The organism is Bacteroidota bacterium, from assembly GCA_017303905.1.
Lineage (GTDB): Bacteria > Bacteroidota > Bacteroidia > B-17B0 > Aurantibacillaceae > JAHEYG01.
Genome location: JAFLBH010000002.1, coordinates 450,154 through 467,257 on the forward strand (window position 1 = coordinate 450,154; position 17,104 = coordinate 467,257).

Annotated in this window: 13 protein-coding genes; 5 read left to right on the forward strand and 8 right to left on the reverse strand. The window is 37.4% G+C overall.

Annotated features, from left to right (window positions below):
* Positions 1 to 131: 131 nt before the first annotated feature.
* Complete coding sequence (locus J0L69_09680) at positions 132 to 3,749, forward strand: S8 family serine peptidase (GenBank protein MBN8693456.1); 3,618 nt, start codon at positions 132 to 134, stop codon at positions 3,747 to 3,749.
* 72 nt (positions 3,750 to 3,821) lie between these two features.
* Here the strand turns inward: J0L69_09680 and J0L69_09685 are convergent, their stop codons facing one another.
* The 7 genes from J0L69_09685 to J0L69_09715 form a co-directional block, all read right to left on the reverse strand.
* Positions 3,822 to 4,931 (reverse strand): T9SS type A sorting domain-containing protein, encoded by a 1,110-nt coding sequence (locus J0L69_09685; GenBank protein ID MBN8693457.1) that lies wholly within the window; start codon positions 4,929 to 4,931, stop codon positions 3,822 to 3,824.
* A gap of 106 nt (positions 4,932 to 5,037) precedes the next feature.
* A complete protein-coding gene (locus tag J0L69_09690; protein MBN8693458.1) occupies positions 5,038 to 8,406 on the reverse strand; it encodes a T9SS type A sorting domain-containing protein in 3,369 nt (1,122 codons plus the stop codon).
* 88 nt (positions 8,407 to 8,494) lie between these two features.
* Entirely contained in the window at positions 8,495 to 9,310 is an 816-nt protein-coding gene (gene panB / locus J0L69_09695; protein MBN8693459.1) for a 3-methyl-2-oxobutanoate hydroxymethyltransferase, read from the reverse strand.
* 104 nt (positions 9,311 to 9,414) lie between these two features.
* The gene (locus tag J0L69_09700) at positions 9,415 to 9,900 is read right to left on the reverse strand and encodes a hypothetical protein (GenBank protein ID MBN8693460.1); all 486 of its coding nucleotides are present in this window, start codon (positions 9,898 to 9,900) and stop codon (positions 9,415 to 9,417) included.
* A 12-nt stretch (positions 9,901 to 9,912) separates the two neighbouring features.
* Positions 9,913 to 10,812 carry a hypothetical protein gene (locus J0L69_09705; protein MBN8693461.1) on the reverse strand — a complete coding sequence of 300 codons (900 nt, stop codon included), beginning with the start codon at positions 10,810 to 10,812 and terminating at the stop codon, positions 9,913 to 9,915.
* Positions 10,813 to 10,832: 20 nt separating this feature from the next.
* Positions 10,833 to 12,029: an ADP-forming succinate--CoA ligase subunit beta gene (sucC, locus tag J0L69_09710; GenBank protein MBN8693462.1), complete on the reverse strand. Its 1,197-nt coding sequence runs from the start codon at positions 12,027 to 12,029 to the stop codon at positions 10,833 to 10,835.
* A 98-nt stretch (positions 12,030 to 12,127) separates the two neighbouring features.
* Positions 12,128 to 12,850 (reverse strand): YfiR family protein, encoded by a 723-nt coding sequence (locus tag J0L69_09715; protein ID MBN8693463.1) that lies wholly within the window; start codon positions 12,848 to 12,850, stop codon positions 12,128 to 12,130.
* A gap of 127 nt (positions 12,851 to 12,977) precedes the next feature.
* Here J0L69_09715 and msrB point away from each other — a divergent pair, with 127 nt between their 5' ends.
* Positions 12,978 to 13,496 (forward strand): peptide-methionine (R)-S-oxide reductase MsrB, encoded by a 519-nt coding sequence (gene msrB / locus J0L69_09720; GenBank protein MBN8693464.1) that lies wholly within the window; start codon positions 12,978 to 12,980, stop codon positions 13,494 to 13,496.
* Here msrB and J0L69_09725 read toward each other — a convergent pair whose 3' ends face one another.
* A complete protein-coding gene (locus J0L69_09725; protein ID MBN8693465.1) occupies positions 13,497 to 13,865 on the reverse strand; it encodes a phage holin family protein in 369 nt (122 codons plus the stop codon).
* Positions 13,866 to 13,953: 88 nt separating this feature from the next.
* Here J0L69_09725 and J0L69_09730 point away from each other — a divergent pair, with 88 nt between their 5' ends.
* The 3 genes from J0L69_09730 to J0L69_09740 all read left to right on the forward strand — a co-directional run bounded on the left by J0L69_09730 (position 13,954) and on the right by J0L69_09740 (position 17,103).
* Positions 13,954 to 14,283 carry a hypothetical protein gene (locus tag J0L69_09730; protein ID MBN8693466.1) on the forward strand — a complete coding sequence of 110 codons (330 nt, stop codon included), beginning with the start codon at positions 13,954 to 13,956 and terminating at the stop codon, positions 14,281 to 14,283.
* Positions 14,284 to 14,367: 84 nt separating this feature from the next.
* Positions 14,368 to 14,739 (forward strand): hypothetical protein, encoded by a 372-nt coding sequence (locus tag J0L69_09735; protein ID MBN8693467.1) that lies wholly within the window; start codon positions 14,368 to 14,370, stop codon positions 14,737 to 14,739.
* A gap of 135 nt (positions 14,740 to 14,874) precedes the next feature.
* On the forward strand, positions 14,875 to 17,103 hold the full coding sequence (locus J0L69_09740) for a TonB-dependent receptor (GenBank protein MBN8693468.1): 2,229 nt from the start codon (positions 14,875 to 14,877) through the stop codon (positions 17,101 to 17,103).
* Position 17,104: the final 1 nt, after the last annotated feature.

The following is a 17,104-nucleotide window of genomic DNA, read 5'->3' on the forward strand; positions in this document are numbered from 1 at the left end:
TAAGAGCAATAGAAAGAACACTTAATGCAAATCTAAATTTTTAGTAGGTTCTCAATACTTACAAGAACTTTATTTGTATTTAACAACCTGCTTATCTATCTTGTATACTTATAATAACTAAAAACACACACATGAAAAAAATTACACTTCTTGTGGCTGCATTAGCCGCTCAATTATTCTGCAACGCGCAGGACGGGCGTTATCAATTAATGCTATCATCGGGGCTTGTTGAACCTACAGCCAATTTCGAACAAGTGAAATCTTCTGTTCCTAACAAGAGTGAACTTTTTAACGGAAACTATTTCCGTTATATACAATTCAATAGTTTGCCAACTGAACAACAAAAATCAGAACTGGAAAGTAAAGGTGTAAAGCTGATGCTTTATTTGCCGACAAATACCTTTATGGCAGCCATTAAAGAAAATACGTCTTTACAAACACTTTCCGGCTATAATATCCGTGGTATTTATTCTATTAAAGCCGAATACAAATTATTAAAAGAATTAAGTGAAGCTATTAAGGAAAATAATTTTCCGGGTTATGCCGTGAAAGGAAATAAAATCGGAATTGGTATCACCGCTTATCAAAACATTTCGTTTGAAGCTTTCAAACAACAATTATTAAGCAAAGGCTACGAAATTACTTTCGAAGACCAACTTACAAATTGGGTTGTTACCTGGGTTAACAAAAATGATTTGTTGAATTTTATCAATCAACCTTTTATTTGTTCGGCCGAATTAGTTGACGATACTCCTCAACCGGATAATAATGTTGGTCGTACTTCACATCGCAGTAATGCCATTTCTACTTCTTACTCGGGTGGAAGAAAATACAATGGTAATGGTGTACAAGTGATGTTGCAAGATGATGGTATCATTGGTCCGCACATCGATTATCAAGGACGATTACCTATGCAATTCATGACTAGTAATAGTGGCGATCATGGTGATCATTGCGCCGGTATTATCATGGCTGCCGGAAATAAAGATCCTTTAACGCGCGGTATGGCTTGGGGCTCCGACATCTATGTTTACAATGCCTCTCCTTCTTACCAGGGATTCGATAGTATCAATTCTCACTATGGAAAATACGGTATTCGTATTATTTCAACTTCCTATTCTGATGGTTGTAATGCAGGTTATACAACTCGCGCCCAACAATTAGACATTCAAAATTTAAGCATGCCTCAATTGATTCATGTATTTTCTGCAGGAAACAATGGTACTTCCAATTGCAGCTACGGTGCAGGTGCCGGTTGGGGTAATGTTACAGGCGGACACAAACATTCTAAAAATTCAATCGCGGTTGCTAACTTAGATTATTTAGATGTACGTAACAGTTCTTCAAGCCGCGGTCCAGCACATGATGGTCGATTAAAACCTGAAGTGAGTGCCGTTGGAACAAATGTTTATTCAACCAGTGATCCAAATAATTATGTAACAAAAACCGGAACATCTATGTCTTGTCCGGGTGTTGCAGGCGTATTTGCTCAATTATATGAAGCTTATAAAGCACTCAATAGCGGTAATAACCCTCCAAGCGCTTTAATGAAAGCTATTGTGATGAATACGGCTGATGATTTAGGAAATCCGGGACCGGATTTCAGTCATGGTTACGGACGTGTAAATGCATTAAACGCGGTGAAAGCAATTGAAACAGTTGCTTATACAAGCGGAACCGTAAGTACCGGCGCTACTAACATACATAATATTACTGTTCCTGCAGGTGTACGTCAGATGAAAGTACTAACCTATTGGCACGATTATCAAGCCGCGGTGAGTGCATCCGTTGCTTTGGTAAACAACTTAAATACATTTATTTCAACACCGAGTGCTACAACCGTTAATCCTTTGGTGTTAAATTACACGCCAAATGCAACTACTTTAAATTTACCGGCTACTCAAGGTGTAGATATCCGTAATAATCACGAACAAGTGGTGATTAGTAATCCGGCAGCAGGAAACTACGCTTTAAATGTAACCGGCGCTGCAGTACCAATGGGTCCGCAAGCTTATTATGTAACGTGGATTTTCTATATGGATGGTTACACATTAACATATCCAATGGGTGGCGAAGGATTTGTACCGGGAGAAACAGAAACGATTCGTTGGGATGCTTTTGAAACAACAGGGAATCAAACTTTAGAATATTCGACTAACGGTGGCTCTACATGGACAACCATAAGTACAACCATTGCAGGAAACCAACGTCATTATAACTGGACCGTACCGGCAGCTTTATCTGGACAATGCAGAGTACGTATTAGTCGCGGTGCGTATAATGACGCAAGCGATGCCAACTTCTCTATCATTCCTTTACCAAGTAACTTACAAGTAAATTGGGCTTGTCCTGATTCAGTAAGATTAACGTGGAATGCAGCCTCCGGTGCTACTTCGTATGATATTTTCAAATTGGGAACGATGTATATGGATTCAATCGGAACTTCATCAACAACTTCATTTGTAGTTCCAAATGCATTCAGCACACAAACATATTGGTTTAGTGTACGTGCACGCGGACCGTTAGGAGCTGTAGGAAGAAGAATGATTGCCATTCAAAAAACACCGGGAACATTCAGCTGTCCTATGACCAACGATGCGGCTTGTAATAACTTAGTAAGTCCTTCAGGAACTATTCCTAATTGTCAGAATTTAACTGCAACTCCTGTAACCATTAATTTATTTAACGCGGGCGTTAACGCGATTACAACTGTACCGGTTTATTACAGAGTAAATAGCGGACCAATCGTAAGCGAAACCTATACAGGAACAATTGCTCCATCTGGAACCGTTGCTTATACGTTTAGCACTCCTGCTAACGTCAGTACCATTGGAAATTATAATGTGAAAGCATGGGCGAAATATGTGACAGACATGAATGTTACCAATGACTCTGCATTTGCTAACGTTTCTGTCGTTTCAGGAACCACTGCAACTTTACCATTAACTGAAGATTTTGAAACATTTGCTTTATGCGGAACTTCTAATGTTTGTTCAACTGTTTGCGGATTAGGAAACGGTTTCATTAATGAAAGTAATACAATTGATCAACATGATTGGAGAACGGATGAAGGAGGAACTCCTTCTGCGAATACGGGCCCAATAGTCGATTATAGTCCCGGCACGTCTACCGGAAATTATGTTTACCTCGAGTCATCAACGCCTTGCGTTAACTTAACTGCAAACTTATTAAGCCCATGTGTTGATTTGTCTACCATTACCAATCCTATGCTAAGCTTTGCCTATCACATGTATGGTACCGACATGGGAACCTTATATGTAGACATTTTAGCCAATGGGGCATGGACGAATAATGTGTGGTCGATGACCGGTAACAAAGGTAATAGCTGGTTCGTTGCAAACATCAGTTTAAGTGCTTGGGCCTCTCAAAAAATTAATGTTCGCTGGAGAGGTGTAACCGGAGCTAATTTCTTATCTGATATGGCTCTTGACGCCATCAATATTCAAAGCTCTACCAATATTGATAAGTTAACAAGCCTGGATGGAATCATGGTGTATCCAAATCCCGGAAGTGGTGATTTCAACTTAAATGTAAACGGATTAAACAATACGGAATTAAGTTATACTGTTACAGACATTAGCGGTAAAATTATATTACAAAATAATGCAGGATTAAAAACCGGCAGCTTTAATACAGTGATTGATTTGAAGGAAGCTGCATCAGGTATGTACTTCTTACAAATTAAGCGCGGAGAAGAAACAGGGTACTTAAAGTTAATTAAGAATTAAGAGTAACATTAACTTTCAAAAAGCAAAAAGCCTCATATAGATGAGGCTTTTTGTTTTAATCATAATCAAATATTATTTATTAATAATGAACTTTTGAACCTGTGCACCCGAATTTTCGCCTGAGGTTTTAATATAATAGGTCCCGGAAGAAAGTGTGCTCAAGTTGATTTTATTATCACCGCGCTCTAACTTAAATACAGCTTCCTTAATCCCCAAAACATTATAAATCTCAGCCTCGACGCCATCAACATCGGTATTAAAAGTAACCTCAGAAGAAGATGGATTTGGAAAAACAATTAATGTACCTTTCCCTTTTACACTGCAATCATTCATCGAAACAATCTGACTGTATTTAAAATCTTCATTAAAATCGGTTTGCTTAAGTCTGTAATAAACTATAGAATTAATAATATCATTATATCTGTAAGTGTAATTCTTTTTTTCATATGAATTACCTGCTCCCTTAACATTCGCAATAGTTTCCCAATTCTCCCCGTCTCTACTTTTTTCAATCGTAAAGAAATCATTGTTATGCTCTGTAAGTGTTGTCCAGTTTAATTCAACCAAATTATTTGAACGGCACTGAGCATTGAAATTAGTTAATTCAACCGGAAGAACGCACGGACCACTTCCTACCACAAAACAATCTAAAAGCGTAACACGTGACCCTGCACCTAAACCATTATGAGTCATAACATATTGCGTTGCACCACCCGGATTATTTACTGTGATTAGAGAGCCCAAGCCGGCTGTTGCTCCGGCCGTTAAAGTTCCTCCAACAGATGTATAGCCGATTGCACAATAATTACTCAAAGAAATCACACAAGTACTATTTGATACTATATAAAATACCTCAGTAGAATTTGTACCGTTAATTAAAAAAGTTAAACTTGTAACAGGTGATGAAAAATTAAACGTTAAACTTTGTGCAGCACCATTAAGCCACCATGCCGGTGATGCGCCTCCATAAGAATTTCCATCACATGCGTAAGTTGAATTACCTAATGTTGGTGCGCCGGAATTAATGGCGGAAACAGTTAATGAAGGCGCGCTTGTTGCTGTATACGGAAATGACGCAATAGGAATCCTAATAGCCGCCATATAATTAGCTAAAGTACATTGTGACTTTAATGAAAAAGTCATCAAAGGAATTGCCAATACAGCTAGTAAACATTTTTTCATTTTTAATCAGACAGATAAAATTACGCTATAAAAGCACCAATGTCAATTAATAGACGGTATTTATACTTAAACTAGTATCTGAATCGATTTAAAGCAGGAGTTTAACTTATTTACTGATGATAAAGTTGAAATGCCCCGCGTTATACTCTCCAATCACCTTTAAGATATAGGTTCCGTTTTGGAGGGTAGAAAGATTTACCGGCAAAGAAATTATTGTCACATCATAAAAGTTCTGTTGAAAATGTTTTTGAGCGGTTGCATCCCAAACCTGAATACTCGCATTTTGCTTTTTATAAAATTCAACCTGCGCTGTAAATTGTCCGTTGTTCGGATTTGGATTTACACTTATGGATTTAATACCATTGGCATTGGTGAAGTTTGCGTAGGCCGTGTCGTAAGGAAGTATTCTGATGTTTTTTGTTGCGCTAATCATACAGGTTCCATAATACGCTTGTAAAGTAACGGCAAAGGTTCCTGTATCACCAAACACAACAACCGGACTAAACATATCGCCTCCAATAATTGAAGCAATGGATGGCAATATCCAACTTACAGAATCTGCTTTCGGCACTGTGATGTCTACAAACACAACTGTATCACCTTTAAAATTCTGAGTACTTACAATAAACACCGGTGAAACTGAATTGCTGTTTTGATTAATGCTGGCAGAAGTATTTCTTGTACAACCTAAAGAATCTTTGATAACAATGGAGTGCGATCCAAATGCCAGATTTGTAAACGTATTCGTACTTACAAACGCACCGCCGTTTACCGAATATACATAGGGTGGAATGCCGCCCCAAGCATATATTACCAAACTACCACTGTTACCTGTACAGCCCTTAGAAGTAACCACTGAGTCTTGTATATCGGAAGGAATTATCACTTTTACAGTATCCGTACCATTGCAACCTCCCCCACTAACATTCACAATATAACTCGTGGTTGTATTGGTTGTGACAGATATGGTTTGTGTATTTCCGCCATTACTCCAGGCATACGTAATCGGACTAACGGTTCCTTCCACTGCGGCACTTAAATTAAACGGTGAATTTTCACAAGACAAAATATCATTACCCGCATTTACAACAAGAGTATTACTATAACCCACATTAACCGAGTCTTTTCTAACGCAACCTGTTAAAGAGTTTGTAGCGGTTACATAATACCATCCTTGCACTGAAGTGACCGCAGGATTTGGCGCATTAAAACTGGATGGCCCCGTCCATTGCAAAGTTGTATTGGATGTTGAAGAAACCGCACTTAAGGTTGCCGTAGAATAACTGCAATTAATGTTAGATGAAGCTGAAGTGAGAGATAAATTAGGCGGTAATTTATCTTGCGAAATAAAAATAATTTTAGAAGAATCCGCGCAATTATTATCTAAACGCGTTACAATAGGAATGTAATTTCCTTGAGTGTTTACAGTAATAGGATTCGGAAAAAGACTATTGGTGGCAACTTCTTTCCATTGTATAGTACAATTCGTTGGACTAAACACTGCATTAATACTAAGTGTTGGCTGGAAACAAGTGAGTGTATCCGCCGGAACAGCGATGTTTGTATAAGTAGGATACGACGTGACGGTGACGCTCGGAATTGAAGTATTTAAAGTAGCTGTTAAAGTATCAGTATTTTTACAACCATTGTATAAATCTTGTACCAATAAAACATAATTTCCCGGAGCTGTTATTGTATCCGGATTAGGATATAAAACCGATGATGCAGCCTGATTGAACCACTGCAACAAAGTCGGAGTTGTTGTACTTGTTCCGTTAAGAATTAAATTAGCAGGGTTGCAAGGAATAATATAAGGGCCCGGTGGTAAAGTTACATTTGGCTTAATTGTATCTAATCTCACATTCACCGTTGCGGTACGTGAACAACCGGAAGTAAATGAAGTTACCGTTACCGTATAATTTCCGGGTAAATATAAACCGGTAGAATCATTTTGTTGATTGCTGAAATATCCGGATGGACCGTTCCAGGAATACCCCACATTAGGCGAAAAAGAATTTCCTAGCAAAGGAACTTTGGGTTTAAAACAGTTTAAGGTATCATCTACCAAAGAGGCTATCGCACTCGGACGAGGCAGAATTGTAACATTAACAGATAAAGTGTCACTCACCCCTCCGCAAGCCGACAAAGACACCATTTTAATTTTCCCACTGGTAGCGCCAAATCCGAAATTAAACGACACAGAGTTTCCTGTACCACCGCCGGTTGCGCCGGTACCGGTATACCACCAATTGTAGGAAGAAGCGTATTTAAATGCCGGTACGCTGAATGTTACCACAGAGTTTTCACAAATCGTAGTTGTAGCAGTGCTAATGACCGTTGTAGATTTAATTGGAGGTAAACAAAACATTTCTATACCAGCTCCTGATTGATTTTTATTGACTAAATAAATACGGTTCCTGAATTTCTTCATGATGATGGTATCGTACGTGGATAAAATTCCACTATACGAAAAGGTCCAATTCATTATGGAATTGGTATTTAGATTAAGTGATTTTACATAAGGAACTCCTACCGGACCAATACTGTTTCCGTTAATGACATTAAAATCTCCATTCGCAAATAAATAATGGTCGTGTAATTCAATATCTTTTACTCTGGCGTTAAATGAAGGGGTGCCCGATAATAAATTCAAACTTGTGTTGTAAGCAGCGTAACGATTTCTGATTTGTCCGCGTGCCTGAGTAAAACTTCCGGCCACATGAATCTTATTATTATAAATTTCAATATCATGAATGGTGTCATTCACACCTAGATTCAATTGAATGACATTTCCGGTAGGAATATCAATCGCAACCGCATTCGTATCCACTGTCACAAAAGAAGCATTATCATAATAAAAAGCTCCTACCAAATACAGTTTACTACCTGCGGCCTTCATTTTAATGACCTCTCCGAATATAGTTCCTTTGCCGCTTGACACGCAATTAACGGTTGAATACGTTAATGTTGCTCCGGTATTTGCATTGATTAACACAAGTGAGTTGCAATTAGCACCATCATCCTTGATAACAAACAAAGTATCATTTCTTTGCGTGGAGGCCATTATTTTTTCGGGCACAGTAGTATTATGAACCCAATTTTGAGGCGTATAGCTTGGGGCTGTTCGAGCGGTTAAGAAATCGCGGTCGTTGACATAGATTCTGTTATTGTGCGCTAACAAGTCCTTACTAATATACCTTACACCTAATGGTCCATAATATACAGGTGTAAGCGTAGCATTATTTAAAACATTACGTTGGTTGAATGTGCTCCATTGATTTCCCGGCCCAACACCGCAATTGCATGAATATTGAAAATGTAAAACATTATTGATCGTGTCTTCAGCTAAAGCATTAGTTGTACCAAACCAATATGGCGCGCCGTAAGCTGTGAAAGTTGTTGTTTGCGATAATCCTAAAGAAGAAACAAGAATTAAAGCGCAGAAAATAAAATATTTCTTTACCTGTAAAGTCATTTCCAAAACGGAAAACGAAATTATAAAAAAAAGCCAATGTTCATTGGCTTTTTTATTCAGTAAACTGGAATTTTAATTCTAAACTGATTTAATATTGCTCTTCCTTGTTCGGGAAATCTCTGCTTTTCACATCTTTGATATATTGTGTGAACGCATTGGTCATACTATCATAAAGATTTAAGTAACGGCGTAAAAAGCGCGGACTAAATTCTTTGGTCATACCTAACATATCGTGCGTTACTAATACTTGTCCGTCGCAACCTCCACCCGCTCCTATTCCAATAACAGGAATGCTTAATTCTTTGGAAACCTTTTCGGCTAATGCTGCAGGGATTTTCTCCAATACAATGGCAAAGCAACCGTAATCCTGTAACAATTTTGCGTCTTCTATTAATCGTTGAGCTTCTTCCTCTTCCTTCGCACGTACGGTATAGGTACCGAATTTATAAATACTTTGAGGCGTTAAACCTAAATGTCCCATTACAGGAATGCCTGCCGTTAAAATTCTCTCGATAGAATCTTTAATTTCTCTTCCGCCTTCTAATTTTACGGCGTGAGCCCCGCTTTCCTTCATTATTTTAATGGCGGTATTCAAAGCTTCTTTGGAATTTCCCTGATAAGAACCAAACGGTAAATCTACAACTACCAAAGCTCTATCTATAGCACGGATAACGGAGCTGGCGTGATAAATCATTTGATCGAGTGTGATTGGCAAAGTTGTTTCATGTCCCGCCATGACATTACTCGCGCTATCACCTACTAAAATAACGTCGATACCCGCGTGATCAATAATTTTAGCCATGGTATAATCATAGGCCGTTAACATGGCGATTTTTTCACCTTTGCGTTTCATTTCTTGCAACACATGGGTGGTTACTTTTTTGACTTCTTTGTGTACAGACATTATTGAAATTTATTTTACAAAGCTATTAATTATTTCGGGCTGTATATAAAAACAAAACCCCTTCTATGATATGAGAAGGGGCTTTAAATGATTTTTAACGAAGATTAATACTGAGAGAAACCTTGACGATCGGTTACTTTGTGCTCGATTAATAAACCAACACATGCAGCATCTTGCGCTTTATGTTTATCTTGTTCAGTAGCTCCGGTTGGAACTGTAACTTCAATAATTAACTGACGAGTAGAAATACTCTGGAATTCGAATAATTGTGCATCTTCTGCAGATGAATTATCAAATAATAACTCCATGGTACGAGCGTCAAAAATTTTGTAGTTTACTTTATCGCCTAAAACTGTTTCGCAACAAACAGAGATACGGTAATCCATACCCTTATAAATTACACAACGTAATTTATGCGACATACCCTGACTGAATAAACCGCTTTTACTTTGCGCGTTGTAAATCCATTTTTCGCCCTTAAGCGCCGGCATTACGCACCATTTTTTATGGAACTGTCCGCAAACACCAGCTTGAGAAAATGCTGAAGTGCTTAAAAACGTTACTAATATTAATGCTAAAATATTTTTCATGTGACTCACTAATTATTTTGTTAAGGTATAAGAGTTACGGATGGTTTTAATTTTTTCAACGATTGTTTTGTATTGAGCTTCGTTCATTACAAGTTGCTGTCCGCCTCCTAACATTTTTTTACCTTTCTCGTCTTTTGCTTCGGCTTTGATATCTTGTTGTTCGATTTTATTAAACTCAGCTAATAAACCTTCGAAATCGGCTTTAACAGAAGCTACGTTAGGATCTGCTTCGTGTTTCTTTAAGAACTCAACTAAGTTCTCTAAAGTGTATTTTTGATCTGCTAAACGCTCAATAACCGGACTGTTAGCTTCATATTTCGCTAAGTTTGTACAGATAAATAAACTTTCAATCCAACCACCTGCAACAACCATTGCCAAAGTAGTTCCTTGTCCACTGTTATCTAAAGTTTCAAACGACGAAAAATAAACATCATCCGTAATTACCGCCAATGAATCTGAATTACCCACGTTTGATTCCAAACGCTTCATAATTTCAGGTTTAATTGCTGAAGAAACTCCAATTTGGTCGCCCATTTGCTTTACAGTTTTGAAATACTTCAATGCATCAGCACCAATTTCAAAAATACTGCAATAGCTTAAATCGCAACTATAGATACCGAAGTTTAAAGCTTTCAACTTATTATCAGTGTAGTTCTTTGTATTATCAACTGAATTAAGGAAAGAAGTGTTTTTATTGTTTTTCCCGCCAACCATTTTAATGAAGGTTAGCATTTCACCCGGTGAAGGCACCTGGAAGAACGTTTCTGAAACCGGAGTATTGGCTTCTACATTCTCGGTTTTAGTTGAATCAACTCCGTGTTCAACATTTTCATCGTTATTATCACTGCCTCCGCAAGATGATAAAACTACGCCTGTTACAAGCGGTAAAACGTAATATCTGAATTTTTTCATCATTTCAAATTTACTAAAAATTAATTACCTTTTAATAATTTATTCACTAAATCAGCTGCCTCATACAATTGAATTGCAGAGTATACTTTTAAGCCTGATTGATCAATGATTTTTTTAGCTTCTTCGGCATTAGTACCTTGTAAACGAACAATAATTGGCACATTAATGCTTCCCATGTTCTTATAAGCATCAACAATACCTTGTGCAACACGGTCACAACGCACAATTCCACCAAAAATGTTCACTAAAATGGCTTTTACATTCGGGTCACGTAAAATGATACGGAAGGCTTTCTCCACGCGCTCAGCATTTGCTGTTCCACCTACATCAAGGAAGTTAGCTGGCTCACCGCCTGATAATTTAATGATATCCATGGTAGCCATTGCCAAACCTGCGCCATTTACCATACAACCCACGTTACCGTCAAGTTTTACATAGTTTAATTCCGCATTTTTAGCTTCTACTTCAATTGGATCCTCTTCTGTAACATCACGCATGGCTTCGTAATCCGGGTGACGGAACAAACCGTTACCATCAAACGTTACTTTAGAGTCAACCGCAATAATCTTATCATCTGAAGTTTTTAAAACCGGATTGATTTCGAATAATGAAGCGTCAATACTTTCGTAAGCTTTATAAAGAGCTGTCACAAACTTCACCATTTCTTTTAACGCATTTCCGCTTAAACCTAAGTTAAACGCAATTTTACGTGCCTGAAATGCTTGCAAACCGATACGAGGATCGATTTCCTCTTTCCAGATTTTATCCGGAGTTGTTTCTGCAACGTGCTCAATATCCATACCACCTTCGGTACTATACACAATGGTATTACGACCTTTGGCGCGGTCTAATAATACACTCATATAAAATTCCTTGGTTGGAGATGCGCCCGGATAATAAACATCCTGCGCCACTAAAACTTTATTTACTTTTTTACCCTCAGCTTTTGTTTGAGGTGTAATTAATTGCATTCCAATGATAGCTGTAGCTTTTTCTTTCACCTCATCAAGGTTTTTAGCTAATTTAACTCCACCGCCTTTACCACGCCCACCGGCATGTATTTGGGCTTTTATTACCACCCAGTCGCTGTTATATTTTGTTTTTAATTCCTTTGCAGCGGCAACGGCTTGCTCAGGTGTGTCGGCAACAATTCCCTCTTGAATTGCTACGCCAAAGCTTTTAAGGATGCTTTTACCTTGGTACTCGTGAATGTTCATACGTTGTGTATTATAGCTCCCAAAAATAGGCTTTTTATGCAAACCGCAAGCGGCTTTGTAAGAAATTTGAATAAAAAAATGAGAATTTGTTCACAGCCTTAATCGGCCAAACTGTAAAAAGAGTTACTTACCTTTAACTTACTCTTATTGAGGGCATTTTTGTTTGCAGAAAACTTAACTTTTGCGCCATCTACGTATAAACTGATATGGCCGCCTATCTTTTCCAATAAGGCGTTCTCTGTAATCAACAAAACCGGCATTGTTATGACCTTGTTTTTGACTTTATTGAATGAAGATAAACCGCCTTCACTAAAGAAGAGAATGTGGTAAACTTTATCCGGCTGATAGGTTTCTACTTTGATGGGTAGTTTCCCTGCCCTCTTTTCTGCCACATAATTGGATAATGAATTTTTAATGGGTGAATCGCCAACAATACCAATATTAAAACTTTCAGAATTGGTAACCGGCCACACTATGTACTGAATAAAACTATACACAAAAAGCGCCTTCTTTTCATATTCTTCCTTAGCGGAAATAAGCTTTGGCTTCAATTTACCTACATAACCTCTACCCTCCCGCTTACCGGCATTGGCCAAAGCCTCGTTGCGAGCTTTTTCTGTTCGATACAAGCTGTCTAATTCAACTAACCACTTATTTAAGCTATCGTTTTCAACGGCTAATCGATTCAGTACTTCTTCTAAAGCGTCTTTTTCGGAAGATTTACTTTGCGCCAACTCACTCATTTGTTTGTACTTTTTCTTTGAGACACAAGCTCCCAAAAACAAGGCACAGATTATTATCGCCGCAAATCTCATTTTCATTTTACGGGGCAAATTTAGAATAATAGTTTTAGTATTAATTAACTTAATTCCGAACAAATGACCAACCGGATTGTTAAATGCTTATTAATTTTGTTTAGCCTCTTTTAAATTTTAAAATAAACATAACATGAAGGCTGTTTTAATTTTATTGGCATCCATGCTTTTGATGAATGCTTCGTGCCAAACAAAGCAGGAACCATCTGCCATAATTTCGTCAACACAAAAAAATAGTAATCCAATGGATAGTAATTTTAATAAATCAGAAGAAGAGTGGAAAAAAACATTGAGTGAAGAACAATTCTATGTTTTGCGTGAAAAAGGTACAGAGCGACCTTTTACCGGTAAATACAATTTACATTTTGAAAAAGGAACCTATAAATGTGCCGGTTGCGGTTATGAATTATTTACGAGCGATCAAAAGTTTGAATCCCATTGCGGATGGCCAAGCTTTGATAATGAAATCGGAAACGGTGACAGAGTAAAAAAAATCAAAGACTTTTCGCACGGCATGATAAGAACCGAGGTTGTTTGCGCCCGCTGTAACGGACATTTAGGCCATTTGTTTGATGATGGTCCGACTAAAACAGGCAACCGTTATTGCATCAATTCGGTAAGTATAGATTTTGAACCGGAAAAGAAAAAGTAATTATGGGTTTTGATCATTATTATTAGGGTCTTGATTTCCAAAAACCGCATTTAATAAACCCGTAGTAATAGATAATATAAAGCTGAATAATAAAGCCCACCAAAAACTGCGAACATAAAACTCATCTATCAACTTATCAGCAATAATAATGATAAAGGCATTAATCGCTAACAAAAACAGTCCCATAGTGAAGAAGGTAATTGGGATTGTTAAAATTGTTAAAATAGGCTTTACAACAGCATTTAAAAACGCTAAAACAACAGCCACCAAAATAGCCGATAGAAAACCATTTATTTCTATTCCCGGAAGCAGCTTGGCTGTAATAACCACGGCTACTGCCGATATTAATATGTTTGCCAGAAATTTCACAGGTCAAAAATACCGCAAATTTTAACGCAATTCCCCCATTTTGGGAAATTGTTTTATAAAAATTGTTAGCTATATTTGTTATATGATTATGAAATCGAAAATAGCAAAAATCAGTGCCCTAGCTGTTTTGTTTTTAACGGTTTTATGGATTGCAACTCCAAAAGTGTATGTACACAAGTTGTTAAACCATAATCATGAGCTTATTCATACCAACGGAGAAACCTCCGTGCAAACAGATGCAAACCCAGACTGCGATTTTGACAAGTATGATGCTCCTATTTATTTCACCATTTTCAAATTCATCAACAACTTCGTTCCTTTAAAACCTAAACACGAAGCTGTATTAAATTACCAGTCTACTTTTTACAAGTCATTTGTAAAAGAATCTGATACTTCGCGCGCTCCTCCAAGAGCTTAATCATCCGCGTATCATTTTATTTCATTCATTATTTAATCTTATTTGAGATATTTCAAAAACATATCTGTATTTACACGTATTCTAATGGCAAATTTGCTTTGCCTTGGTATTGTTTTTAATATCACTTCTACTGCCTTTCATGCCCAACTGCATCATCATCATGAAGCTGAAACGGTTTGTAGTGTAGAGTTAGATAATGACGCGTGCCACTTATTTGAAGTACACAATATAAAAAGTGAAAACTGTGATGGAAGTCACGATCATATTAAACCGAAAAACGAGGATTGCTTTACCTGTAAATATTTTAGTTACCGATCATTGGATTTTATCCAAAACAAATCTGATACAAAAATTACTATTCAAGTCACGGTAGAGCCTTATCAAACATTAAACGAGTGTGTTTATTTTAATTATTCTTTCACGAATTATCTGCGTGGACCACCTTCTTTTATTTAACCTGAATTCTAAATACGGATTAAATAAAAACAACGAATAATTAAGCGAATCATTTTACATATTCTCTTCTTATTCCCGTTTTTTAACCTGCATGCGCAAGAATGTAAATTTACCTTATCGGGTAAAATTATCGATTTGCATGACGGTAAAGAACTGGACGGGACTGTTATTACCTTATTGGAGACGAAGAACAATTATGTAACCAATAATCATGGCCGTTTTTCGATAAGCGGTTTATGCGAAGGAAATTATTCTTTATTAATTCAGCATTTAGGATGTAAGGACACCATAATTAAAACCATGGTGAAACAAAACTCCTTCTTATCGGTAAAATTACCACACAGCGAGATTGAGTTAAGTGAAATTGACATCATGGATAAGCGTCTGGAGATGGTGAAAACACAAACAGCAGATGAAATTAGCGGCAAAGAATTAGATAAAACACGCGGACAAACATTAGGAGATGCGCTTAAAACAGTTACGGGAGTTACTACATTAAATACAGGAGGCACGATCAGTAAACCGATGATTCACGGATTGCAAGGATATAGAATTCTCATTTTGAATAATGGAATCCGACATGAAGGACAACAATGGGGCAATGAACACGCACCGGAAATTGATCCGTTCGTTGCGCAAAAATTATCGGTTGTAAAAGGTGCCAATTCTGTTCGCTATGGAAGTGATGCTTTAGGCGGCGTAATCTTAGTTGAGCCGGCCGATTTACCCGATACGGCCAGTGTAACCGGTGAAGTAAACATGATTGGAGCCAGCAATGGTCAATCAGGAACCGGCTCGGCCATTTTGCAAGGCTACTTCGATAAGTTAAAAGGATTCAATTGGAGAGTGCAAGGAACCTATAAGAAAAGTGGTAATGTAAAAACGCCGGAATACTATTTAAAGAATACCGGGGTTGAAGAATACAATTTCTCCTATTCTTTAGGTTATCACCGAAAAAAATTAGGTGCAGAAGTTTATTACTCGCAATTCAATACTAAAGTAGGCATCTTTCCGGGAGCGCACATTGGTAATTTAACTGATTTACAAAATGCGTTTAATGCCAATAAACCTCAGGATAGTTTAGCGGGTTTCTCTTATGATATCGGAAGACCCTATCAGCAAATTGGTCATGAATTAGCGAAAGGAAAACTGCACTATCATTTTGCACCAAAGTGGAGATTGATGGCTCAATACGCTTATCAATATAATTCGCGTCAGGAATTTGATAAAGACAAACCTTTGAATGATTCACTCGCCTCTTTAAACTTACCTGAGTTGGATTACAGCATCACGTCGCAAACCGCAGAGCTTGTTTTGGAGCACGATAACATCAAACGATTCAGAGGGCAATTTGGAGGCAGTTATATGAACCAACAAAATGTTTATTTAGGGCGTTTCTTTATTCCCAATTTCATCAACAATACCTGGGGTGCTTTCGCGACCGAACGATTTGTTACTGAACATTGGGAACTTGAAGCCGGCCTTAGATACGATGAAAAATATCTTCAGTCATTCTTCTATGAGAACAAAATTCTTGTAACACCATCTTTAAAGTTTAATAATGTAAGTTGGAATGCCGGTGCCATTTATAAACAGGGTAAATATTTAAATCTGTTTTTAAATATTGGCTCAGCCTGGCGCAGTCCTGCTCCAAATGAACTTTACAGTAATGGCATTCATCAAAGTGTTGGGGCAATTGAAAGAGGAAATAAAAACTTATTACCTGAACAAGTTTACAATGCTACATTCACGGCTTTGCTTAAATTAAACCATGTTTTTACAGAGGCAACCTTGTATCATAATCAGTTTACCAATTTCATTTATTTAAATCCATCTACCAAACCTGAACTTACCATAAAAGGCGCGTATCCGGTATTTAATTATCAGCAAGCAAATGCCAGAATCAGCGGAGCGGATGTAAAAGTAACTACAGATGTATTCAATCATTTGAAAGTAACCGCAAAGGCCATGTTACTCAGAGCATGGAATGAAAACCTCAACGACTATTTAGTATACATGCCTTCCGACCGTTATACCGCAGAGGTAAATTATTATTTCAATGCAGGAAAACATTTCAGTAATAATTTTATTCAAGTGAATTATACTTATGTAACTAAACAATGGCGCGTACCTCAAAACACGGATTTTGCAGCGCCTCCTGATGGTTACGGACTACTTGGATTTGAAATTGGAAGTGATTTAAAATTCGGAAAACAAACTGTTAACCTCAGCCTTGCAGGAAATAATTTACTTGATGTTGTTTACCGCGATTATCTCGACCGCTTCCGCTATTATACAGACGCTATGGGAAGAAATTTCACTATTAGATTAAAAATTCCATTAACTATTTACGACAAAAAATAAA

Coding starts and splice junctions, on each gene's coding strand:
- J0L69_09685 (MBN8693457.1), bottom strand. CDS start 4,931: ATGAAAAAATGTTTACTAGCTGTATTGGCAATTCCTTTGATGACTTTT.
- J0L69_09680 (MBN8693456.1), top strand. CDS start 132: ATGAAAAAAATTACACTTCTTGTGGCTGCATTAGCCGCTCAATTATTC.
- J0L69_09700 (MBN8693460.1), bottom strand. CDS start 9,900: ATGAAAAATATTTTAGCATTAATATTAGTAACGTTTTTAAGCACTTCA.
- J0L69_09715 (MBN8693463.1), bottom strand. CDS start 12,850: ATGAAAATGAGATTTGCGGCGATAATAATCTGTGCCTTGTTTTTGGGA.
- msrB (MBN8693464.1), top strand. CDS start 12,978: ATGAAGGCTGTTTTAATTTTATTGGCATCCATGCTTTTGATGAATGCT.
- panB (MBN8693459.1), bottom strand. CDS start 9,310: ATGTCTGTACACAAAGAAGTCAAAAAAGTAACCACCCATGTGTTGCAA.
- J0L69_09735 (MBN8693467.1), top strand. CDS start 14,368: ATGGCAAATTTGCTTTGCCTTGGTATTGTTTTTAATATCACTTCTACT.
- sucC (MBN8693462.1), bottom strand. CDS start 12,029: ATGAACATTCACGAGTACCAAGGTAAAAGCATCCTTAAAAGCTTTGGC.
- J0L69_09690 (MBN8693458.1), bottom strand. CDS start 8,406: ATGACTTTACAGGTAAAGAAATATTTTATTTTCTGCGCTTTAATTCTT.
- J0L69_09730 (MBN8693466.1), top strand. CDS start 13,954: ATGAAATCGAAAATAGCAAAAATCAGTGCCCTAGCTGTTTTGTTTTTA.
- J0L69_09705 (MBN8693461.1), bottom strand. CDS start 10,812: ATGAAAAAATTCAGATATTACGTTTTACCGCTTGTAACAGGCGTAGTT.